Origin of the sequence: Bacillus sp. FSL L8-0099 (assembly GCF_038006385.1) — a bacterium.
Taxonomy (GTDB): Bacteria; Bacillota; Bacilli; order Bacillales; family Bacillaceae_G; genus Bacillus_A; species Bacillus_A toyonensis.
Genome location: NZ_JBBOVC010000004.1, coordinates 43441 through 64886 on the forward strand (window position 1 = coordinate 43441; position 21446 = coordinate 64886).

35 protein-coding genes are annotated in these 21446 nt (G+C 35.6%); all 35 read left to right on the plus strand.

The features are described 5' to 3' along the window. Window positions 1-4: 4 nt before the first annotated feature. The 35 genes from MHH42_RS31155 to MHH42_RS31325 all read left to right on the plus strand — a co-directional run bounded on the left by MHH42_RS31155 (window position 5) and on the right by MHH42_RS31325 (window position 21436). Window positions 5-184 carry a hypothetical protein gene (locus MHH42_RS31155; protein WP_340895553.1) on the plus strand — a complete coding sequence of 60 codons (180 nt, stop codon included), beginning with the start codon at window positions 5-7 and terminating at the stop codon, window positions 182-184. A 27-nt stretch (window positions 185-211) separates the two neighbouring features. Further along, the gene (locus tag MHH42_RS31160; protein ID WP_257143181.1) at window positions 212-439 is read left to right on the plus strand and encodes a hypothetical protein; all 228 of its coding nucleotides are present in this window, start codon (window positions 212-214) and stop codon (window positions 437-439) included. Between the two features lie 33 nt (window positions 440-472). Further along, a complete protein-coding gene (locus MHH42_RS31165; protein ID WP_098126372.1) occupies window positions 473-652 on the plus strand; it encodes a hypothetical protein in 180 nt (59 codons plus the stop codon). A gap of 173 nt (window positions 653-825) precedes the next feature. Then, window positions 826-1539 carry a VWA domain-containing protein gene (locus MHH42_RS31170; RefSeq protein ID WP_098126371.1) on the plus strand — a complete coding sequence of 238 codons (714 nt, stop codon included), beginning with the start codon at window positions 826-828 and terminating at the stop codon, window positions 1537-1539. Then, a complete protein-coding gene (locus tag MHH42_RS31175; protein WP_098126370.1) occupies window positions 1536-2246 on the plus strand; it encodes a hypothetical protein in 711 nt (236 codons plus the stop codon). Before MHH42_RS31170 ends, MHH42_RS31175 begins: the two co-directional genes overlap by 4 nt. A gap of 32 nt (window positions 2247-2278) precedes the next feature. After that, window positions 2279-2653, plus strand: a complete 375-nt coding sequence (locus MHH42_RS31180) for an SLOG family protein (protein WP_098126369.1) — start codon at window positions 2279-2281, stop codon at window positions 2651-2653. Between the two features lie 84 nt (window positions 2654-2737). Next, window positions 2738-2917 (plus strand): hypothetical protein, encoded by a 180-nt coding sequence (locus MHH42_RS31185; protein ID WP_098126368.1) that lies wholly within the window; start codon window positions 2738-2740, stop codon window positions 2915-2917. Next, on the plus strand, window positions 2901-3266 hold the full coding sequence (locus MHH42_RS31190) for a hypothetical protein (protein WP_340895556.1): 366 nt from the start codon (window positions 2901-2903) through the stop codon (window positions 3264-3266). The genes MHH42_RS31185 and MHH42_RS31190 overlap by 17 nt, the downstream gene beginning before the upstream one ends. Before the next feature lie 63 nt (window positions 3267-3329). Further along, the gene (locus tag MHH42_RS31195; RefSeq protein WP_257143178.1) at window positions 3330-3518 is read left to right on the plus strand and encodes a hypothetical protein; all 189 of its coding nucleotides are present in this window, start codon (window positions 3330-3332) and stop codon (window positions 3516-3518) included. Beyond that, on the plus strand, window positions 3518-4114 hold the full coding sequence (locus tag MHH42_RS31200) for a hypothetical protein (RefSeq protein WP_098126366.1): 597 nt from the start codon (window positions 3518-3520) through the stop codon (window positions 4112-4114). Before MHH42_RS31195 ends, MHH42_RS31200 begins: the two co-directional genes overlap by 1 nt. Window positions 4115-4180: 66 nt before the next feature. Further along, complete coding sequence (locus MHH42_RS31205; RefSeq protein ID WP_098126365.1) at window positions 4181-4462, plus strand: PQ-loop repeat-containing protein; 282 nt, start codon at window positions 4181-4183, stop codon at window positions 4460-4462. Continuing rightward, window positions 4462-4752: a PQ-loop domain-containing transporter gene (locus MHH42_RS31210; protein WP_340895559.1), complete on the plus strand. Its 291-nt coding sequence runs from the start codon at window positions 4462-4464 to the stop codon at window positions 4750-4752. The genes MHH42_RS31205 and MHH42_RS31210 overlap by 1 nt, the downstream gene beginning before the upstream one ends. A gap of 181 nt (window positions 4753-4933) precedes the next feature. Next, window positions 4934-6097 (plus strand): hypothetical protein, encoded by a 1164-nt coding sequence (locus MHH42_RS31215; RefSeq protein WP_340895561.1) that lies wholly within the window; start codon window positions 4934-4936, stop codon window positions 6095-6097. A gap of 107 nt (window positions 6098-6204) precedes the next feature. Further along, on the plus strand, window positions 6205-7179 hold the full coding sequence (locus tag MHH42_RS31220; RefSeq protein ID WP_340895562.1) for an AAA family ATPase: 975 nt from the start codon (window positions 6205-6207) through the stop codon (window positions 7177-7179). A 272-nt stretch (window positions 7180-7451) separates the two neighbouring features. Further along, entirely contained in the window at window positions 7452-8135 is a 684-nt protein-coding gene (locus MHH42_RS31225) for a hypothetical protein (RefSeq protein WP_016084952.1), read from the plus strand. Next, window positions 8132-9583 carry a hypothetical protein gene (locus tag MHH42_RS31230; RefSeq protein ID WP_340895564.1) on the plus strand — a complete coding sequence of 484 codons (1452 nt, stop codon included), beginning with the start codon at window positions 8132-8134 and terminating at the stop codon, window positions 9581-9583. The genes MHH42_RS31225 and MHH42_RS31230 overlap by 4 nt, the downstream gene beginning before the upstream one ends. Before the next feature lie 86 nt (window positions 9584-9669). After that, on the plus strand, window positions 9670-10059 hold the full coding sequence (locus MHH42_RS31235; protein WP_340895565.1) for a hypothetical protein: 390 nt from the start codon (window positions 9670-9672) through the stop codon (window positions 10057-10059). Window positions 10060-10073: 14 nt separating this feature from the next. Beyond that, complete coding sequence (locus MHH42_RS31240; RefSeq protein ID WP_340895566.1) at window positions 10074-10196, plus strand: hypothetical protein; 123 nt, start codon at window positions 10074-10076, stop codon at window positions 10194-10196. A 12-nt stretch (window positions 10197-10208) separates the two neighbouring features. Continuing rightward, a complete protein-coding gene (locus tag MHH42_RS31245) occupies window positions 10209-10664 on the plus strand; it encodes a macro domain-containing protein (RefSeq protein WP_340895568.1) in 456 nt (151 codons plus the stop codon). Window positions 10665-10668: 4 nt separating this feature from the next. After that, window positions 10669-11028 (plus strand): hypothetical protein, encoded by a 360-nt coding sequence (locus MHH42_RS31250; protein ID WP_340895571.1) that lies wholly within the window; start codon window positions 10669-10671, stop codon window positions 11026-11028. Next, window positions 11021-11236 (plus strand): hypothetical protein, encoded by a 216-nt coding sequence (locus MHH42_RS31255; protein ID WP_340895575.1) that lies wholly within the window; start codon window positions 11021-11023, stop codon window positions 11234-11236. The genes MHH42_RS31250 and MHH42_RS31255 overlap by 8 nt, the downstream gene beginning before the upstream one ends. Before the next feature lie 257 nt (window positions 11237-11493). Further along, entirely contained in the window at window positions 11494-11745 is a 252-nt protein-coding gene (locus tag MHH42_RS31260) for a hypothetical protein (protein WP_340895577.1), read from the plus strand. An 18-nt stretch (window positions 11746-11763) separates the two neighbouring features. Then, window positions 11764-12000, plus strand: coding sequence for a hypothetical protein (locus tag MHH42_RS31265; protein ID WP_340895579.1), 237 nt, complete (start codon window positions 11764-11766; stop codon window positions 11998-12000). A 310-nt stretch (window positions 12001-12310) separates the two neighbouring features. Next, window positions 12311-12880 carry a metallophosphoesterase gene (locus MHH42_RS31270; protein ID WP_340895580.1) on the plus strand — a complete coding sequence of 190 codons (570 nt, stop codon included), beginning with the start codon at window positions 12311-12313 and terminating at the stop codon, window positions 12878-12880. Next, a complete protein-coding gene (locus MHH42_RS31275) occupies window positions 12873-13103 on the plus strand; it encodes a hypothetical protein (RefSeq protein WP_340895583.1) in 231 nt (76 codons plus the stop codon). Before MHH42_RS31270 ends, MHH42_RS31275 begins: the two co-directional genes overlap by 8 nt. Before the next feature lie 139 nt (window positions 13104-13242). Next, window positions 13243-13476 (plus strand): hypothetical protein, encoded by a 234-nt coding sequence (locus MHH42_RS31280; RefSeq protein ID WP_098126355.1) that lies wholly within the window; start codon window positions 13243-13245, stop codon window positions 13474-13476. A gap of 4 nt (window positions 13477-13480) precedes the next feature. Next, complete coding sequence (locus tag MHH42_RS31285) at window positions 13481-13666, plus strand: hypothetical protein (protein WP_340895586.1); 186 nt, start codon at window positions 13481-13483, stop codon at window positions 13664-13666. 16 nt (window positions 13667-13682) lie between these two features. Continuing rightward, complete coding sequence (locus MHH42_RS31290; protein WP_340895587.1) at window positions 13683-14102, plus strand: GatB/YqeY domain-containing protein; 420 nt, start codon at window positions 13683-13685, stop codon at window positions 14100-14102. Window positions 14103-14186: 84 nt separating this feature from the next. Further along, a complete protein-coding gene (locus MHH42_RS31295; protein ID WP_340895588.1) occupies window positions 14187-15260 on the plus strand; it encodes a hypothetical protein in 1074 nt (357 codons plus the stop codon). Further along, window positions 15260-15469 carry a transcriptional regulator gene (locus tag MHH42_RS31300; RefSeq protein WP_257143197.1) on the plus strand — a complete coding sequence of 70 codons (210 nt, stop codon included), beginning with the start codon at window positions 15260-15262 and terminating at the stop codon, window positions 15467-15469. Before MHH42_RS31295 ends, MHH42_RS31300 begins: the two co-directional genes overlap by 1 nt. A 29-nt stretch (window positions 15470-15498) precedes the next feature. Continuing rightward, window positions 15499-16131 carry a thymidine kinase gene (locus MHH42_RS31305; RefSeq protein WP_016084970.1) on the plus strand — a complete coding sequence of 211 codons (633 nt, stop codon included), beginning with the start codon at window positions 15499-15501 and terminating at the stop codon, window positions 16129-16131. Further along, a complete protein-coding gene (locus MHH42_RS31310; protein ID WP_340895592.1) occupies window positions 16128-17402 on the plus strand; it encodes a PD-(D/E)XK nuclease family protein in 1275 nt (424 codons plus the stop codon). The genes MHH42_RS31305 and MHH42_RS31310 overlap by 4 nt, the downstream gene beginning before the upstream one ends. A 107-nt stretch (window positions 17403-17509) precedes the next feature. Further along, the gene (locus MHH42_RS31315) at window positions 17510-17815 is read left to right on the plus strand and encodes a hypothetical protein (protein ID WP_340895593.1); all 306 of its coding nucleotides are present in this window, start codon (window positions 17510-17512) and stop codon (window positions 17813-17815) included. A gap of 10 nt (window positions 17816-17825) precedes the next feature. After that, window positions 17826-21071 carry a PHP domain-containing protein gene (locus tag MHH42_RS31320; protein ID WP_340895595.1) on the plus strand — a complete coding sequence of 1082 codons (3246 nt, stop codon included), beginning with the start codon at window positions 17826-17828 and terminating at the stop codon, window positions 21069-21071. Beyond that, on the plus strand, window positions 21071-21436 hold the full coding sequence (locus tag MHH42_RS31325) for a hypothetical protein (RefSeq protein WP_340895597.1): 366 nt from the start codon (window positions 21071-21073) through the stop codon (window positions 21434-21436). Before MHH42_RS31320 ends, MHH42_RS31325 begins: the two co-directional genes overlap by 1 nt. Window positions 21437-21446 lie beyond the last annotated feature (10 nt).

A 21446-nucleotide genomic window follows, 5' to 3' on the forward strand; every position in this document is an offset into this window, starting at 1 on the left:
CGTAGTGATTTATTGTAATCTTTATAATACTAAGTGTGATGTTGAGAAATCAAATGCAGATGAATATATGACACCATGTTACTGGTGCAATAGTGGGAAAGGAGAATCTCATAAAGAGTATTTCGTAAAAGTGAATAAACAGGAGTTTTACAAATCAGAGCATCAAGATTTAATCAATGAATAAAAACTACATTTTATGAAGGGTGATAATATGTCAATGTTAATGGAAAAGAGATTTTCTTGTAAATGTGATGGAGATGAAAAAGATTTCTTTATGGCTGAACAACAAGAGTTTCCAAATCATGGTTTAATTTGGCTCACTGGGAGACAGAGAGATGAAGATACAGGCAATGTTAGCTTCACTTGCGTAGCAATAACAAGAAAAGAGTTTAAGGAAATATATGAATCTATTAATTGGGATGGCATTGAACACGATTGATACAAATTACTTTAATAGGAGGCAAGTAAGGATATGGGCGTACAAACTACTTACGATGAAATGAGAGATAGATTAAGAGATGAACTTAATGATTGTTTAAGACTAGCAAAAGAGTTGATGGTAGGCGAAGACATTTGGGGTTACGAGGATATGAGAGAAGATTATGCAGTTGATGTCTATCAAGCAATTAAAAAAGCGAGGGATACAGTTTGAAATCTTTAAATATGGAATGTAAAAAAGAATGTTGGAATTGCAATGGGAAGGGTAAGATTTCACAGGTAAGAGTTATTGGAGCGCTAGTAACAACTATCAATGTAAGTTGTCATTATTGTAATGGAACAGGATATAAAAATAGATAAGACTACATTTACAAAGGAGATATATTAATGAGCAAATTAATCGACTTAAATAAGAAGGCACAGATTGTATTAGAAAAGAAAGCTATTTTTGGTGAGAAGGCACAGGTTGTATTTATTACCGACATTTCAGTTTCTATGGGAAGCCTTTATAGAAATGGAACAATGCAAGAACTAACCGATAGAACACTTGGAATTGGTATGAATTTAGATATTGATAAAAGTATTGATATGTTCGCATTCGGAAGACATGCGCACGAGATTGGCTCTGTAACAGAAGGTAATCACCAAGGATTCGTAGACAATGTATTGTTACAAAAAACATCATTAGAAAGCTCAACTTATTACGCAGAAGTAATGGATATGGTTGTAAGGAGATATGGACAACCTGTTAAAAAGGGATTACTATCACGAATAATGGGGAGTAAAAATACTGAAAAGCCTACTATACCTACGTTAGTTTTCTTCATCACAGATGGTGATAACTTCGATAAAAAAGAGGCAGAAGATATCATTCGTAAATCATCTATCCAACCAATCTTCTGGCAATTTGTCGGTATCGGTGGGGCGAATTTTGAGTTTTTAAGAAAGCTTGATGATATGTCTGGTAGATTCCTAGACAATGCCGACTTCTTTAATATTAATGACCTGCGAAGAATCAGTGATGAAGAGTTTATGGACAGGGTTTTAAATGAGTTCCCACAGTGGATTAAGAAAGCAAGAGCGAAAGGGGTATTAGCATGAGCGAACAACAAAGAGAGTTAAAACCAGTTAGAGTTAACTATAATTGCGATGAATGCAAGGATACAGAGCTGAAATTTACAGGGATGATAAAGCCAATAAGCCCTCCTCTATACGTCCATAAATGCACTAAATGTAAGAAGATATTTAATTTAAACAAGCAATATCCATCAGTAGAATATAAGGAGATTAATACTGTTGGAAAAGCACTATTTAAAGTTCCTATAGGAGATTGGTCAAACGATGGACATAATCAGTCAGAAGATTATTATGTATACTGCAATTACCCTGTAGAAGCGATGAGGCAAGCATACAAGGATACGTGTAAAAAGATTGGGTTGCAAATGAATCACAATGAAAATTATACAGGGATTGAAGGCTTAGGATATCGTACATGGAGATACTTATTAACGGAATATGAAGAATCAAACATTAGTGTAGATGCGGTCGAAATCTTACTAAACCATGGGTTCAAGTTTAGCGAAGATGAATTGCCTAGTGATGAATTTGAACATCATGATGGAAGATTTATAGCTGTTAGTTCAGTTAGCGCATCGACAGAAACGGTATTTAAACTATTTATGTGGTTCATTTCTTACAGTATGCCGAAGGATTTTGAGTGGGAAGAACTAAACCTTGAAGCAGAACCAATTGTTGGGTATTGGAACAAGGGGTTAAATCAACAAATTGGATATGGAGTATTTTCTTAATACAAAATAAACAATTAATTTGGAGGGCTTTTATGGTCAAAGTTATTGTAGCAGGTAGCAGGAAGTTCAATGATTACAAGAAATTAGCTACGAATCTTGTAGCCTACTTTATGAGAAAAGGATATTATCCTAAAGATGTTGAGATTGTTAGCGGTACAGCAGGTGGTGCAGATAAACTTGGCGAGAAATTTGCGAAAAAGGCAGGTTGTAAGCTTACTAGAATGCCAGCAGATTGGGATGGGCTAGGCAAGAAGGCAGGGTTTATTAGAAACTGGGATATGGCAAAATACGCAGGCTCAGATGGTGTTTGCTTCTGCTTCTGGGATGGGAACAGTAAAGGGACTAAACATATGATTGACCTTGCACGTAAAGAAGGATTAGAGACACATGTTATAGTTTTTTCTTAAAAACATTAAGCAAAAGTATTGCGGAGAAATAAAAAGAGATATATAATTAGGAGGAATCTTAAAGCAAACTAAGGGGTGTTGCTAATGCAATATGCACTGGAAGTATTGCAAGAAAGAAGAGATATCATTGAAAAAATGGTTAAATTATCTAAGGCAGAAGATAACTGGTACGAATTCGATGGTATTGAAGAAAAGCTTCGAGACCTCGATGAAGCAGTCTACTGCATTAAAATGGGAGGATGTAAGTATGGGAAGCATGATTAGTATTGGTGGAGTAACTTATACTGGAAGAAATATTATTGTCAACAACGGTCAAGTCATTGTCGATGGGGTTATCCAAGGGCATAAATTAGAAGAGAAAAATATTATTATTAATGCCGATAATTTTCAAGGAACTTTGAAATGTGGTTATAGCACAGTTGTTAATGGTAACATCAATGGTGATGTTGAGTCTAATGGCTCAGTAACATGTGATGGGGTTGGTGGTTCGGTGAGCGCAGGAGGCTCTGTTAGATGTGATGATGTTAAAGGAAGTGTATCAGCAGGAGGAAGCGTTAATTGTGGTAATATTGGTGGTTCTGTAATGGCAGGCGGTTCAATTAAACATCGATAAAATATTAAACAAAAGTATTGCACAAAAACAAAAAGTAATGTAAACTAAGGGGTAAGTGAGGTAATGAAAGTGTTTAGCGAATATCAGGAAAAATTAAAGCAATTACAATTACAAAAGCAAAGTATGCAAAATATCGTTGATGTTGTATGTGATGGTGATAGAGACCATGTTAGCTCTCAACTATCCATCGATATCAGAGGAGTATATACAATCGAAGACATGCAGAATATGCATGAGAAAGGCGGTTTTTAATGAAAGGTGTAGTAAGATTAACAGTAGTAATTGATTACGAAAAAATGTTAAGAGCAGAAAATCTTAAAGCAATTCAAGACTTTACTGGCGCAGAAACAGAAGAGGAAATGATGAAGCTACATATGAGTCAGCTAAGCGAAAGCATTGTAAGCATAGTTCAGAAGCCTCTTATGGAATATGAATTAGATGGCAAGTTTATAGACGACAATCATGCTCAACAACAAGCCCCTACAGAATGGACTCCTTCAGAGGAGGATTATAAATCTGTAGAACATGAGGTTGAAAATGTTCAAGAGATAGCTGAGCCAGATGTGGAATTTCTTGAAAAGAATTTATCTCTTGTGAAAGAATTTGAGGATGATATCGAGCGTGTATCTACCGAGCTAGGCATCCCTAAATCGATTCGTATCAATGGGGATATGCTACAGGCGATTCAATCTGGTATAGACTATCTAACAAAGTCTCAAACAGAGAATGGTGTGCTGACAAGATATAATGGCTTCCCTGTTGAGGTTCAAGGCATGGAGGAAAAGTACCAAATATTATATCAAGAGTATAATAGCCAAACAAATGGAGTCTACACTCATAATAAATAACATTTTAAATCGGCTATCTTAAACAAAAGTATTACAGATAGCCGATAATAAAGAAGGGAAGTTAAGATGGGAATTGGAATGATTTTGCAAGTAGCAGGAACAGCATTGCTACTAGGTGGTTATATGCCACAAATTATTAAACTTCGTAAGACAAAGAATCCAACTGGAATTAGTACTTTATTCTGGGTGTTAATCGCAGTAGGAGCAACAAGTATTTTAGTTAATATGCAACTTGGAGGGACTCCTATAGAAGTTCGCATAACTCAAGTATTCAATGCAGGATTCGCTTGGTATACTCTGTTTCTAGTAATAGCATGTAAGAAAAACTGGAAAGGGGATAGCAAGTGATGACAGCACAAGAAATTGGTTATATCTTTCAAACTATCGGAACGATTTGCTTGTTAGGAGCTTACGTACCGCAAATTATTCATCTATTAAAGGTGAAAGAGGCTGAAGGCGTAAGTCGTGGGCTATGGGTCGTATTAGGAAGCGGACTATTCTTAATCTTAGTTAATATGATTATCGGTGAAACTCCAATTGATGTAGTAGTTACCGAAGCAATTAACGTACTATTAATCTTTTATCTATACTGCTTAACGGTTTATTATCAAAATAAAAAACTTAAAAATAAGCGTTGACATTATTAAACAAAAGTATTACAATTGAATATGTGACGAGAGATTTCATTCTCTCTCACATATAAAAGTGGCAAAGTAATTAAGCTAATATCTTAAACAAAAGATTTGCAGATGTTAGTTTAACGAGGGTGACCACTTCTGGGAAGAAGATAAAATAAATTAACGAAAGAGGTAATCAAGTATGACAGAATTAAAAAAGCGCATTTCAAGTATCACAGTGGTAGGGAAAGCTAAAATTAATGATAAAACATTTAGCGGTGAAACAGCTAGTCCGACTACTGGGTTCAAATACTGCAACATTAACCTAGGTATCGAAACTTCAGAAGGCAACATAGTTTACGGTAAAATGATGGGCGGATATTCTCCTAAAAAGCCAGTTATCTACGGAATGGACAAGGATAATAATCAAATGCTAATCAACTGGAATGACCGATTTAATGAAAAGATTATCGATTCAAGCGCAGATTTCAAAATACATAAGATTGGCGTAGAAAAAGATGATGACGATAATACGATTGTAAAACGATTCTTATCTCCATTAGACGTACACAATTATCTGAAAGAACATTTAAAAGATGGAATGATGATTTGTGTAAAAGGCGGATATGAATTCAGCGAATATAACGGGAATGATAAGCGCGAGTTCAACATCAAGGACATTTACTTGAGCAATCAAGAAGAAGGTTTTGCTAACTTCCGTCAAACAATCTTATTAGACGAGTATGCTGTCAGCAAGGAAGCATTGCAGGCTTCAAAGGAAAGCGGAGAAGTCGTTGTCCAAGCTAAAGTTGCTCAATATGTAAGCAAGCGTGATGGGAAAGAGTTCAAAAAGACAATTCCATTCTCACTGCCAGTAGTTGTTAAGGTAAATCAAGAAAAGCCAGAGATGACTAAGAAAATTCTTGATGCATTATTCAAGGTTAAGAAAGGCAAGATTCGCGAATTAACAATTGAAGGTCAAATCATTGAAGGATTCGAGAAACAAGAAATCTCTACTAAGGACATTAAGATTTCTCCAGAGGTTCAAGAGTTAATCGACATGGGATTGTATGATGAGGAAGAAGCTCTTAAAAAGATGACTGTTCAGGGGAATAAGACACGCAAACTAGTATTCGCTAAGCCATTCTTAAAGAAAGATGCTAATGATGAAACTAAGCTTGTAATTGACCTAGACGATACGAAGTATACTCCTGCAGACTTAGTCGTTCCAGAGCCAGAGGAGATAGAAGAGAAGAAGGATGAAATCGATTTAAACAAAATCGCTGAAGATGCAGGTAACGAAAAGCCTAACGATATCCAAAATGACGACATGTCATGGATGAGTGCTATGGGTCTAGGGAGCTAAGATAATTAAATATTGGGGGTAGTTTAATCTACTCCCTTAAACAAAAGATTTGCGCAAAAAATGAAAAACTATAAAACTATAAAATAAACGAAAGAGGTAACTATATTATGTCATTATTCCGTAAACCATCTACTAAGAAAATTGGATTAAAAGCTCTTGTCATGGGAGAGACAGGCTCTGGTAAATCTGTATTCGCGTTATCATTCCCAAAAGTATACGCATTAGATGCTGAAACTGGTATGTCTTGGTATGAAAACGATAAGAAGTGGGGTTCTAACTTACTAGGTGTAGCTAATACTCAAAGTCATGGAGAAATGTCAGAGGCTATTGATGAGATTTCAGAAATGGTATCGTTTGACGAAGGTTCGGTTGGTACATTAGCAATTGACTCTGAAACTAAATTCTATCAAAACTTAACTGACTCTGCTCTTACAGTAGAAGAGAAGAAGGCAATCGCCAAAGGTAAGGATGTTATGGATTCAGCAGTTTCTATGCGAGGCTATGGACGCATTAAGGCTGTAGCAACTAGATTACAAAACTTAAAGATTGACGTATCTGCTAAAGGTGTAAACGTAGTATCTATTGCACAGATTGATGATATTAAAACTAAAGTTGGCGAGCAGTTCGTTAAAATTGGTGAGAAGCCTGTAATGCAGAAGAATTCAGAATATGACTATGATTTAGTTGTTAAGCTATTTACTGAAGTAGATTCAAAAGGGAAGACAATTTACAAAGGTGAAATCAAGAAAGACCGTACTGGAGTTACTCAAGTTGGTCAAATCATTGAGAACCCAAGCTACAAAATTTGGCAGGCATATGTTGAAAGTCGTGACGGTGCGGATAAGATTGAATCTAAATTAGCTCAAGATGCAGGCAAATCTATGAAAGTTCTTGAAAAAGAAGATGCTGAAAAAGAGAAGAGTTTATCAGATATCTTTAAAGAGCTTATGAGTAAATCAGAAGCTCATCAAAAACGAGGAATTGAGCTAGTCAGAGAAAAGGGTATCAAGAACCCAATGAAACCAGAAGCTAACGAACATGATGCTTTAGAAGCAATTGTAAAAGAATTACAAGCTATCTAAATACAGAAAGTTTAAAGGGGAATCTTAATTGATTTCCCTTTAAACAAAAGTATTGCAGAAGGAGATGTTTTCATATATGATGAGAAGGCAGAGACAAAGGAAGCGAATTAAGAAGCGGTTCTTATTCTTGATTGGGAGCATATCTCTGGCAGTTATATTGCCATTATTGCTATGGCTAATTTTAAAATTACTTGAATTTGCATTTATGGCGGTAATCGTCTTAGTCGATATATTAATGTTTATCTACAGATTGTTTTAGGAGGAGATTTACAGTGGCAAAACCAAAAGCGAAGAAGCAGGAGAAGCCAATTAAATGCTATTACTGTGGGAAGATTATTGAACGAAGTAGTGAGCATGTTATTAAAAAAGTCCCATTGGCTACGAAAGCAGGTATCAGAAACTATAAGAGACAGCTTCATCTAAGCTGTGTCTCAAAATACAATGAGAAGCTTGAAGATACGGATTTAAGGGTGCAGGAGAACTCTGACTGGGATGCTGTATACCAATATTTTAGAGGCAATGTCTTAGGACTGGATTCAACAATCCCATTAGACGACCATACGATTCGTAGATTACAAGGTCTTCGCCTTGGTCAATTCTATCCCTCTGGGAACAATACCAGACTATTACCACGAGGGTATGATTTTAAAACGATTCTAGTTGCTATGAAAGTGGCTAACATAAAGATTCAACCCTATCTAAAGACAGCTAGTTTTAAGGACGGAAAACATCGCGTCAACACTATCATGAGATTTGTAACGGATGAAATCAATGATGTGGCAATGCGATTAGAATCACAACGTAAGGCTGTTGAGAAGCTTGAAAAAGATGAGGTTACAGAAACATTTGATTACATATCTAAGCTGAAAGAGAAAAAGGAAACAGAAGCAAAACAAGTTGAAGAGAAAACGGAAACGCAAAGTAATATTGAAGCATTATTTGGAGGTTTACTATGAGTACAACAGAACAGCGCAATGAATTTAGAGAGATGTTAAAGAAAACAAAGAATACAGCAGAGAGCTATATCGTACTTAGTATCTACAAGAAGCCAGATTTATATTTTGATAGCAATCTATCAGCAGATGATTTTCATGAGAATGAGTGGAAGATGTACTTTGCTGTTGCAGAGAAGCTTATCAAGCAAGAGAAGAAGGTTCTAGATGATATTGTAGTAGGATTATACGTATCAGAGAATGAGCTGTTACAGAAGATGTATGATGAATGTGGTGGATATCAGACAATCGCAAATGGGATTACATTCGTAAAAGAAGAAAACTTCCCAAGTTATCTAACCGATATTAAGAAGACAAATGCATTAATTAAGCTACATGATTTAGGATTCCCTATCATGGAGAAATTCGAACACTATAAGGTAATGAGTGTCGATAAGATTCAAGAGGCATTAGAAGGAGTATTGGCAACTATTTTCGCTGATGTTGACGTTGAGGAGAAATTAGAAGATTTAAGCGACAATCTATTACAGGTTGTTGAAGATGCTCATGCAGGTAAAATGCGTGGATTCCCATATGCATCACCGTTACTTACTGACGCTGTAAATGGACAAGTATTAGGGAATATTACAATGTTATCAGCAAACTCTGGTATTGGTAAAACATTCTTAACTCTAGCACAAATTCTACCAAATATGATTGAGTTCCAAGAGAAACTATTAATCTTAGCCAATGAGGAAGATTCAGTAAAATGGAAGCGCGAAATTATCGTATGGGCAGTCAATAATATGACGGATGGAGATTTCCAAAAATCCAGATTTAACCGAGGAGAATTCTCTAATGAAGAGATGGCTACTCTTAAGGCAGGAGTAGATTGGTTAGATGACAAGATGAAGAAGGGGCTTATTAACTTCGTCAACTTTAATTCATTCAATATGAACAAGGCTATTAAGACGATTAAGAAGCATTCTGCTATTCATGATGTTAAATACTATGTATTAGATACATTAAAGCTAGATAGCGATGCTACTAATGAAAATATGCAGGCATGGCTTCAATTACAACAGAACATGGTTAAACTACATGATGTTGTAAAGCCATCTGCTCTGAACAGACACGTATGGGTGACATATCAGTTGGGTAAATCTGCCATGCTAACACGTCATCTAAATCAGAATAGTTTAGGTGTTTCCAAGAACGTAGTAGACGTAGTAGCTACACTAATGCTTGTCCGTAAAGCTCTAGATTCTGAGAAAAAGGGCGGTAGTAACGAGGTAAAGGTAAAAACAATGAATGGTGCAATCGTTGAAATGAATCCAGATAAGGAGTATTTCATTATCTTCCTTGGGAAAAACCGTAATGGCGAGACTCATAGACAGCTTGTATTAGAGGTTGATATTGGTCGTAATATGTTCAAAGACTTAGGAACATGTAATATTCCACTAGATATTTAAAAATTATTAAACAAAAGTATTGCAGAGATGCTGTTAGTGTGATAGTATTACATTAACAGCAAAGCAGTACAAAAGGAGAGAATAATATGAACGTTAAGGTCTCAGCAAGCGTATTGGTTCAAGCTGAAGAGATTGGCTTAATCGGCAGAAAAGAATTAAGGATTAATGTAAGATATAAGGTATTAAACAAACGTATTGCAAAATTGTTGGGGAAGAGACATAAAATTATGGAAACACTATTAAGTTTTGATTCGATAAGCAATTTATCATTCTATAAAGAGTGTATAAAAACCCTAAATTCTATGAATAAGCAGGAGACTATTACTTATATGGTACAAAAAGATATCGATAGCAAAATCTCTAATCATAAAGACTCCATTCTTGCAGACGAGATGTTTAAGGAATTGTGTGAGGTTTCCAGTGATTTTTCTAATAATGGTAAGCCGATGAGTATCGACATCGAAATCAAAATGTAAGAGGAGAGATTCTAATGGACAGTTGGGAACTAGCAGTCAAGATTCTCGCAAAGATTGAGGATAAGCTCAAATGCGATGCGGATGAATTAACTGAAGAAGTTTATGAAACAATCAATAAGTACCGAGAAGAATACTAGGAGGGAAATAAAATGATTAAAGTTGTTGAAGGGGATATCCTACAGGCTTCAGAAGATGTTGTTGGTCATCAAGTTAATTGTCAAGGAGTTATGGGTGCAGGGTTAGCAAAGCAAATTCGAGATAAATATCCAGATATTTATAATATCTATGCAAAAAACTGCTACAAGACGCATCCAATGAATTTAATGGGAGATATCCTAGTAATTCAAATTGAAGGAAAGCATGTAGCTAATATCTTTTCTCAATTGAATTATGGTAGAAAGAAGGGTGTAAGATATACAGATTATGTCGCGTTACATACTGGGTTAATGCATCTAAGGGAATATGCCGAAAGTCGAGGATTGACAGTCGCTCTACCATATAACATTGGTTGCGGTTTAGCAGGTGGAGATTGGGATAAGGTATACGCGATTATAGATAGAGCCTTTAAAGATTATGATGTGACTCTTTACAGATTTGGAGGGTAAACATATGTTCAACGATAAGAAAGAGCGAGAAGAATGGATATCAACTCTTAAGGTTGGCGATGAGGTAGCTATTGAAAATAGCAGGTTTGCTTATTGCAAGTGGCTTATTTATAAAATTGTCAAGGTGACACCTACAGGTCGTTTGAATCTTGAAAATGGGATAGTAATTAATAAAGATGGCAGTATACGCGGAAATGATTATTATAAAATTTATAAAGTAACAGATGTGATTAGAAAGCATGTCTGGAGATGTAAGGCTGAAATAATGATATCTAAGATAGATGTTAAAAAGCTATCCGATAAAGAGATTATGACGATGTTAGGTATATATAAAGAACAGAAGGGGCGAAAGAGTGATGATTAAGAGATTAAAAGCATTTAAGGTGAGCGATTTTAAACTAGCATTTGCAATTGGAATGGTTGGATATGTGTTTAACAACTTATTAATAAAGAGAAGCGTTGAAGCTGAATGGTATATGTGGCTAACTGCTAATACTATGAGCGCAGTTACTCATATCCTACTTATCTTTGTATTGGTTAAAGTAGCTAGAAAGATAGATAGCATCATCTAATAAAATCATCATTTTATGAAGTGTTGAAGTGTTTTCAAATTTGATTTTTATATTGCAAAAGAGGTGAAATAAATTGCCTAAAAAGAAAAGTGACCATAAACATGATTATGAATTAATTAAAATAAATAATGACGGTTGGTTTACGCATGAAAAGAAATGCAAGATATGTGAGCATGTCAATAATAAAATCAGAAAAATCGATTGAATAATATTGTTTTCGAACAAAGCGTTATTTTAATAGAAAAGGAGAATTAGAGATGACACTTGTTAAATTAATAGATTTAGATGGTTTAAAATCTCTACGAACTAGGCGTGGGGAAGAGTATTTCGAAATGTCTGTACCACAAATCGGTAGCTTTATAGAGTATCACAAGTACGATGATGGCGACATCTTTAAAGGAGAACCAGTCTTGTATGAGGTTGATACCGTAACACAAGAACTACAAGAACATTTTAATGGTAGTTACAAAGAAAGGTTTAAAGTAGAGTTGGTCAAGATATCTGAATAAAAGAAAGGTGAGAAAGTTATGAGAGCGAAACATGGCTTAAGTCAATATCGAATTAATCATGCAAGAGACTATGCTAGATATATGGCAGAAGGCGTTGCCAAAATAGAGATGCTATTTCAGTTATCTCAAGAAGGACATATTGATGAAGAGAAGGCTGAAAATGGCATTCAATATTGGATAAGAGAAGTTGAGAGTAGTACAAAAGAACTGTTGGGATACATAGAACAGCGAGACGATAAGAATGCGAAAAATTAGTTGGTACTGTATAATTTTTGGTCATTATTGGTCAGAAACATTTGCTAGACCAGAAACTCATTGTTTCGCATGCAAAAAGAGAAAACGTAAATAGGAGTAGTTAATATGAAAATTATCTGTGTGGATAATCTTAACAGAGAAACCTACGATGATAAATTGGTGTGCGAGAACATCGATAAGTTCTATGGGGAGATTGTTGTAAAGTCCCTTAATGATAAGCTGTCTGGTGAGTATAGCGGTTCTTACTTTAGGCTAGTTGAAGATGATTATAAGTTATATAAATATGAATGGTAACGAGGAGAGAAAGGCAATGACAATTTACTTCACAAGCGATACACATCTATTCCATAAGAACATATTAAAGTTTGAAGATAGACCGTATGATTCTTATGAAGAAATGACAGAGGACATGATTAACAAGTGGAACAAACAAGTGAATGATGACGACATAGTCTATCACATTGGAGACTTATCATTTGGTAATTGCGACCAAACGATTGAAGTGTTGAAGCGACTAAAGGGCAAGATTATTTTAATAAAAGGCAACCATGACCTTTCTAAACATTATCAAAAAATCAACGAACTTGGATTGCTTCATGAGTATCATGAAGTTGGAATCACATTGAAATATAAGAAGCAACAAATGTGGCTGACACACTATCCTCTTGAGATTGGTTTAAGACCTAGAAAGTGGTCGATTCATGGTCACATTCATAGCGAGGAATCAGCATGGGAAAATCAGATTAATGTGGGAGTAGATAGTCCTCATTTCAAACATAAACCATTCGGAGAATTAATCACAATCGATGAGTTGTTTGAAGTAATGGAGCAGAGACTTCCTTTAATAATAGAGAAGTACGAGGCTCAGAGACATGGCTAATTTATTTTTAGTAGATAGCCTATATAAGTCATATCTATTAGTTGCAGAAAGCATGGATGATGCTATAAGAAGAGCTAATGACAAAGGGAAGTATCATAGAATTACAATGGTTGAAGAAGTGGATAGCCATAAGATTCAGCTAAATGAAATAAAGCGCAAGGGTTGGGTATTTGCAGGAGATGAAGTTATAGAGTTAGGCAATATCCATATCAGACACGATTAGGAGGAATTGATTGTGTGGAATTTTGCAAAGGAATATCCGTTCTTTTTCACAATAATAGTGCTACTAGTTCTATTCACAGTTGACAATATGGTCACTAATATCTGTAAAGCTTTATCAAACTAATCGAGGAGGAATCGTAATGAAGAAACGTAATATTGAATTTTTAGCAAAGAAGAAGGCATTGGTTGGAGTAAAGAAGGGTTATGGCGTTATTGTTAATAATGTAAAACATATCCATGCTTTTGAAAAAGGTGACATAGTAAGAATTGTGCATGATGGCGTTGACTTCGGGAAGAATTGGGTGAACTGCGAACGCTTAAAAGGTGGTTTACATCAGACTGTTCCAGTTGAAGATGTCTTAATTAAGGAGTAAGCATATGAAAGAGTGGCTTTATAACTCATACTTTGGACACGAACTCAGTCAAATGAAGTGGTTTAGAAAATGGTACGGTGGAACATGGTGCAAAATTATACCAAGACCATTCCCATATCTACACTTTTGGTCAAGAGAGTACTATGTTGACAGAGATATAGAAATCATTACAGAAACAGAAAAATACTAAATCGGAGGAATTAATTATGAAAACTATTAAAAATGACATGATTCAAGCTATGAAAGACAAGGACAAGGTAAAGGTTGTAGCATTACGTATGTTGTTAGCTACATTTGAGAAGGAGCGTATTGCATTAAAAGTGCCAGAGTTAAATGAAGACCAAATTATCACTTGCATCAATCGTGAAATCAAAGCAATTGACCAAGAGATTGAAGGATTAGTGACTGCAGGTCGCTCAACAACAGACCAAGAATATCAAAAGACTGTATTACAAGCTTATTTACCAGAGCAATTAACTCAAGAAGAAGTTGTAACATTAGTTACAATAGTTGTTGGTCGTACAGCTAATATGGGTATGGCAATGAAGGAATTAACGCCTCAATTAAAAGGCAAGGCTGATATGAAGCAAGTGTCACAATTAGTTAAAGAGGCATTTTCAAAATAAACCATTAAACAAAAGATTTGCAGAATTGCTGATATTGTGTTAAGATTACAGTATCAGCAATTTTATTGTATAGGTGATGAAATTATGAATGCATATGAAGTGAAAGAGTATTTAAAAGAAGACCTACAGAGAGTAGAGAGGCTTCTTGAAGAGGTTGGATGCCATGGTATGTGGCGTACTGGTGATGAGATTCGTTGCGCTCCACCAGATTCTGCAAGTCATACAGCCATCGCAGTCAATATAGGCACTATGTATTGCTGTTGGTATAAGCAGGACGATACGTTTAGAGGTGATATTCTATCTCTTATTCAATTGTTACGAAAAGAACCATTTTCAGAAAGTTTTAGATTTGTAAGAAGTCTATTTGGATTAGGTGGTTCGTTTAAAAAGGAAGATAAGAAAGACTTATTGGCAATGTATAAAGAGATTAGAAAGCAACATAGGGTGATTGAAAATATTGATGAGATTGAGACTCCTAAGTTCGGCATGGAAACTTTAAGAGATTTCATTATGTTGCCTCACATGAGTTTATTCTATGAGGGGATTATGCCACAAACAGCAGAGCTGTTTAATGTTTGCTATGACCCAATGTTAGATAGAGTTCTATTCCCACATTCTAATTACGATGATAAGAACGCGATTGTAGGAATAACAGGGAGGACAACACTTGATACGAAGGTTCTAAAAGAGATGAAGATACCAAAATACTGGAACTATATAAAGGGGTACAAGAAGATGTATAACTTGTATGGATTCAGTCACTCGGTAGAATTCCTGTCAGAGCATAAGAAGCTTATTATATTTGAAGCAGAGAAGTCAGTGCTAAAGAACTTCACTCAAACCAGAAATAAAGGATATAGTTGCGCTGTTGGCGGTCATGAGATTAGTGACGTACAGGTTCAAATTATCCTACAGAACGTTCCTATGGATGTTGAAATCATTATAGCGTTCGATAAAGATGTTATGACAATGGTTAACAAGGAAACAGGAGAGCATATTGGGGAGAAGTACCTTATTGATACAGCCAAACGCTTCTCTAAATTTAGAAAGACTAGTTACATTTATGACGATAACGATGTATTAGGCGAGAAGGATTCGCCAATTGATTTAGGATACAAGATATTTCACGAACTATTGGAGAGTAGGAGAGTTGTATGATGGAGAAATTGTACATTATTAAGTATACGCATATTATGACAGGTACAGGCAAGGATGAGACCAGAACGCATTATTTTGAAGAGTCTCAAAAGGCTCAGTTCCTAGCAAAATATGTGGCATTAAAAGAAGCTTGGTATTGTTATAACCTAGAAGCTTATAGAGCAGATAAGGTCACAAAATTAGATGTAGATTCATTATTAGACTTTTAAACGAAAGTATTGCAGAAAGAAGGAATAGAATGGCAAAGGTTTACTTTAGATATGGGACGATGGATTCGTCTAAAACAGCAAGATTAATTATGGATGCATATGATTATACGTCCAGAGGCGAGTTTGTACTGCCTATTAAACCAGTAGCAGATTCTCGCTCTAAGAAAGGGAAGATTGAGAGTAGAACAGGATTGTCAGTTGACTGTCTTGATGTAGAGAAGGACTATCATATTTATGGTCACATTGGGATGTTATTAAAGAACGATATCAACATTTCTTGTGTATTAGTTGATGAAGCGCAGTTCTTAACATCCGCACAAGTATTACAGCTTCGTCTTGTAGCAAACCATTTTGATATTCCAGTGATGTGTTATGGATTAAAGACGGATTTTAGAGGAAATATGTTTGAAGGTTCACAATCATTATTTATCCATGCGAATCGATTAGAGGAAGTTAAGACGATTTGTCGTGAAGTAGGATGCAAACATAAAGCAATGTTCAATGTTCGATACTTTGATGGTCAACCAACGTTTAAGGGCGACCAAATCCAAGTAGGGGATACAAAAGCAGAAGAGAAGGCTTATTATTATGTACCTAAATGTTCGGCTCATTTCCTTGAGAACTTTGAAGCACATTTAAAAGAGGAAGGTGTCGTACAGTGAGATTAACTTATGAACAATTAAATATGATTAAAGAGAAAATGGGAGTAGACATGCTATGGTCATTCTCAAAAATGAGTACTTATCTACAATGTTCTTGGCTATATAAGCTTAAGTATATTGATAAGATTAGATTAAAAGGTGATAACTGTTACACACATTTTGGTACAGTATCGCATGATATTATCCAAGGATTATACGATGAAGTTCATACATATGAGCAGATGATTCACAAGTTTAACGATGAGGTAATCAAATGGCAAATTAACGATGACCCTGCGCTAAAATTCAATTCTGATAAAGAGCGTGATGGGTATATCGAAAACCTTCGACATTACTTTACTCATACAGAGCAAATCCCTCACAAGGTAGTTAATGAGAAAGCTGTCTTAGCTGTATTCGAAGGCGCTAAGAAGTACGTATTCCAAGGTTATATCGACTCCCAGTATACAGATGAAGATGGAATCTTTTATATTCTCGACTACAAAACTTCTAGTAAGAGTGGATTCACTGGCAAAGACTTGTTGAAAAAGGCTCAGCAGTTAATGATTTATGCAGTGGGTATCAATCAGTTCCATAAGATTCCTATTGATAAAATTCGACTTCGTTACGATATGATGAAGTACTGTAACGTATCGTTCATGCAGAAGAATGGTAAGATGAAGACGACTAAAGCAGAGCGTAGCTTATGGGTTGCTCACATATCCAATCAGTTACGCAAAGACTTTGAGGATGTCGAGAAGAGTATCGAGAAGCATCAAAAGGAAATTACAAAGATTGAGAAGAAAATCAAGCAGAAGAAGACTACTCCAGAAATGGCAGAGGAGTATCTGGCTATGATTAAGATTGAGGAAGAGTCTATTAAAGAACTAGAGAAGTTCGTATTTAATCCTCTTGAGATTAATGAAATGATGGACACAGCTATGAATAACAATACTCTAGAAAACCTACCTCAGTTTATTCAAGACAAGTATACAGTTGAGAACTGTTATATTGATGTTGAGCTGACAGAGGAAATTGTAGAGGAATTTAAGGCTGAATTAGTTTCAGTATTAGACAAAATTATTGCAAAGACAGAAGAAGGCAATGCTGATGAAGCATTTGACCGTAGCAGAATCGACAACTCTAATTCCTTCTATTGCAATACTCTATGCGATATGAAGAGTAAATGTAAGTTCTATGAGGAATATAAAGAGAATAGCTCTATGTTTATAGAGAAGAAGGTTGACCAACCTAGCGATGAAGAGATAATGGCTATGTTTGGATTAAGTTAAGACGCGGAGAAATCTGCGTTTTTCTTTTTTAAAATTATTAAACAAAAGTATTGCAAAGGATTTAAGGCTATGCTAATATTAACTTATCGAAAAGAGGGGGAGTAAAAATGAAACAAGTTATCGATGCAACTAATTGTGTATTATTTATGAAGCCATCAGATGTTATTGGAAGTAATGTTACTTATATTGGGAGCGCGACTGTAAGTATTGAACCTGTACGTGAAAGCAGGCTACCAGATATCGATGAAGATTTCATTAACTTGTCAGTTAGTGAAGTTATTTTAAAATATATAAAACAAAAGTATTGCAAGAGATGTACTTGGGAAGATGTTGTCTTAGCCACTTATGGAGAAGCGGTTCTAATCGCACCTTTATATTGGACAGCAATGGAATACTTAAAGAAGCATAAATAGGAGGAATACAATGTACGATACACTGACAGCAGTAGAAAAGACATATACACCAATACACTTGCACGACCATCATAGTAATATCAATATGGTTGAGGTCGTAACGAAGTTTGAACAGTATGTAGAAAGAGCAATTGAGCTTGGGCTTCCTACGATTGTATGTACGAATCATGGAGTTCTTACAGGTTGGTATAACCGTAAAAAGCTTCTCGAATCGAAAAATATGAAGTATGTTCACGCTGTAGAAGCTTATGTCACTTGGGATTTAGAAAACAAGGCTCGTGATAATTTCCACTTATCATTATTTGCTAAGAACTTTGAAGGATTCAAGGAGCTGAATAAGCTAGTATCAAACTCATTTAATAGAAGCGACAATCACTTCTATTACAATCCTCGTATCGCATGGAAAGACATTAAGAATACGAGCGACAACATCTTAGTATCAACTGCATGTTTAGGGAGCTTTATTTGGAAGCTTAAGGATGATGATGAGAAGTATGCTGAAATCCTACAATGGATTGACAACAATAAGCATCGCGTATTCTTAGAAGTTCAGCCTCATCGACATTTAGAGCAGGCAAAACTAAATAGACATCTAATTAATTTGGCTAGAAACAACGGATGGAGAATCATTGCAGGCGGTGACGTTCACGCGTTAAACAAAGAGCATGATGAAGCTCGTAAGATTCTTCAGAAGTCAAAACGAGTTGAATTCGCGGATGAAGATAGCTTTGATTTAACATTAAAGAGCTATGATGAAATCTTTGAACAGTTCCAATCTCAAGGAGTATTAACAGGCGATGAAATTGCAGAGGCATTAAACAACACAAACGTATTATTAGATATGGTAGAGCCATTTAAGCTTGATTATTCTAAGAAGTACCCTAAGTTACATGCTAATCCAGATAGAGTACTTCAAGAGAAGATTGCAGAGGGCATTAAGTTTCGTGGCATTGATAAGATACCCCATCATGAGAAGCTCATCTACGCACAGAGAATTCAGCATGAATTAGATACTTATAGAGCGAATGAAGCTGAGAATTATCTGCTACTAGAGGATATGGTTAAGACATATGCTAGGAAAAATGATATAGCATATGGATATGGTCGTGGCTCTGTAAGCGGTAGTATTATCGCGTATCTAATGCAAATCACAGAGATGAATTCAATCGAGCGAGGTCTCAACTTCGAACGATTCATGAATAAAGAACGTATCAGTTTAGCCGATGTTGATTCGGATTATGACCCACAAAAACGTTACATGATTCAAGATTTCTTAATGAACCATCCAGAGCTGTACTGCGCTCCAATCATGACATCTAATACAATCGCTATGAAAGGCGCTATCCGAGATATTGGTCGAGGCTTAGGCATGCCACTTAACGAGGTAGATGATATTGCTAAAGGTGTAGAAGAGGCAGAGAATTACTATCGTGATAGATACCCAGAGCTGTTTAAATATGTTGATATCGTATTGGGAACAATCACATCAATTGGACAACATGCATGTGGTATCTGCGTATCTCCGATTCCACTAGATGAGAATATGGGGTTAATCACAACTAAAGATTCTCCTTATCCATTAACAATGCTTAATATGAAGGAAATCGATGACCAAAACTATGTAAAACTTGATATCTTAGGCTTAGATACTACGTCTGTAATCAGCGAGGTTTGTAGATTAGCAGGAATAGACTTTGTAACTCCTCAGAACCTAGATTCGGAAGATGAGAAGGTTTGGAATAGTATTCTAGATAGCAATGTTGGTATTTTCCAGTGGGAAAGTGACTTCTCGCATCAGATATACAAAGACCTATTCAGCAAAGAAACAATTGCTAAGATTAAAGCGCAAAACCCTAACTTCTCATACATAGACTTATTCTCATTAGGTAACGCGATTCTGAGACCATCTGGTGCATCGTATCGTGAAAGTGTATGCCGAGGTGAATTCTATGATAATGGACATCCTGCATTGAATGAATTCTTAGCATCAACGCTTGGAAGATTAGTATATCAAGAGCAATTAATGGAGTTTCTGGTGAAATTCTGTGGGTACACGATGGGACAGGCGGACTTAGTCAGACGCGGTATAGGTAAGAAGATTAAGACAATCATAGATACAGAAGTTCCTAAGATTGAAGCGAAATTCATTGAAACAATGACAAGAGATTATGGATTATCATATGAGGAGGCAGAGCGAATCGCCAAGCCATTCATGCAGGTATTCTTAGATAGTGCCGATTATGGCTTCTCTGTAAACCACTCAGATGCTTATTCTTGGATGGGATATGCTATGGCATGGCTAAGATATTACTATCCAATTGAATTCCTTACAGCATCGTTAAACGTAAACATAGGGAAGGAAGATAAAACTAATAAACTAGTTGAATATGCGAAAGAGAAAGGTATTAAGCTAGATAGTATTAAATTCCGCTATTCTCGTGACGGTTATATGTTTAATAAGGAGACAAACTCTATCTATCAAGGTATAGAACCTATTAAATTCCTTAACTCTCAAGTGGCAGAAGGATTGTATGAACTGCGTAATAAAGAGTATAAATGTTTTACAGATTTACTTGTTGACATCAAAGATGGTATGGTGTTACACTGTAACAGTAGCTCACAAGTGATGGATATTAAAGATTTACTTAAGATGTATGAGCCAAAAGAACTGCAGAAGATGGTTAAAGCAGAAGAAATTGTAACTGTCGGCTCTAATGAGGTTCAAATCAACTCTCGTCAAATGGCAATCTTAATATCTCTGAATTACTTCTCAGAGTTTGGGCAAAATAAGAAGTTATTACAACTATTTGAGTTCTTCGAGAAGACTTACAAAAAGACTCTCACACTCAAATCTAAAGCAGAGCGTTATGCAAAAGTATTGCAGAGAGAACAAGAATTAGAAGATGAGAAACTTTCATTAGTAGAGCAATATGAAAGAGAGCTAGAATTCTTAGGACATATTGAATCGAAAGATGAGTCAATGCCACCTAATATCATGTTTATCACTGAGGTTACTAAGACTAAGACCTATGTTCGTGCTAAAGCTCAACAGTTCCATACTGGAGAGTCTAGAGAGTTTAAGATTGGTACAAGAACATATGCTTATGTACCATTTGAAGAAAAAGATGTAATTCAAATCATTAATGCACAAGTTAAACCAAAAAAGAAAAAAATCAACGGAGTGTGGGCAGACAGCAACGAGAAAGAGCTATGGCTTAAAGACGTTAAGTTTGTTCGCAAGGGAGGAAATGAATAATGACTAAGACAACTATCAAAACAATCGAGAACAACGTAACATTTATCAAAAAAGGTGACAAGGTTAAGAAGAATGGAGATATGTTCGTAATCTCACCAATGGGTAAACAGAATCCAAGTAGCGCTTTTGAAGGAAGAAATATTGTGAGAAACGAGCCAATTAACAGTGCATTATTTGGAAAAGAATCAACGCCAGCGTATGTAACACCAGTGTATGCAAGTCAAGCAATTGAAGTATATGCATTAGTGAGTATCACTACTGGAGAAAGATATTACCCTAACCCTTGTTCTTTAGAAGAGCTTGTCCATAAGATTTCATATGATGGCTTTAAAAAAGTAAATGAAGTAGAGATTATTGAAAAATAATAAAACAAAA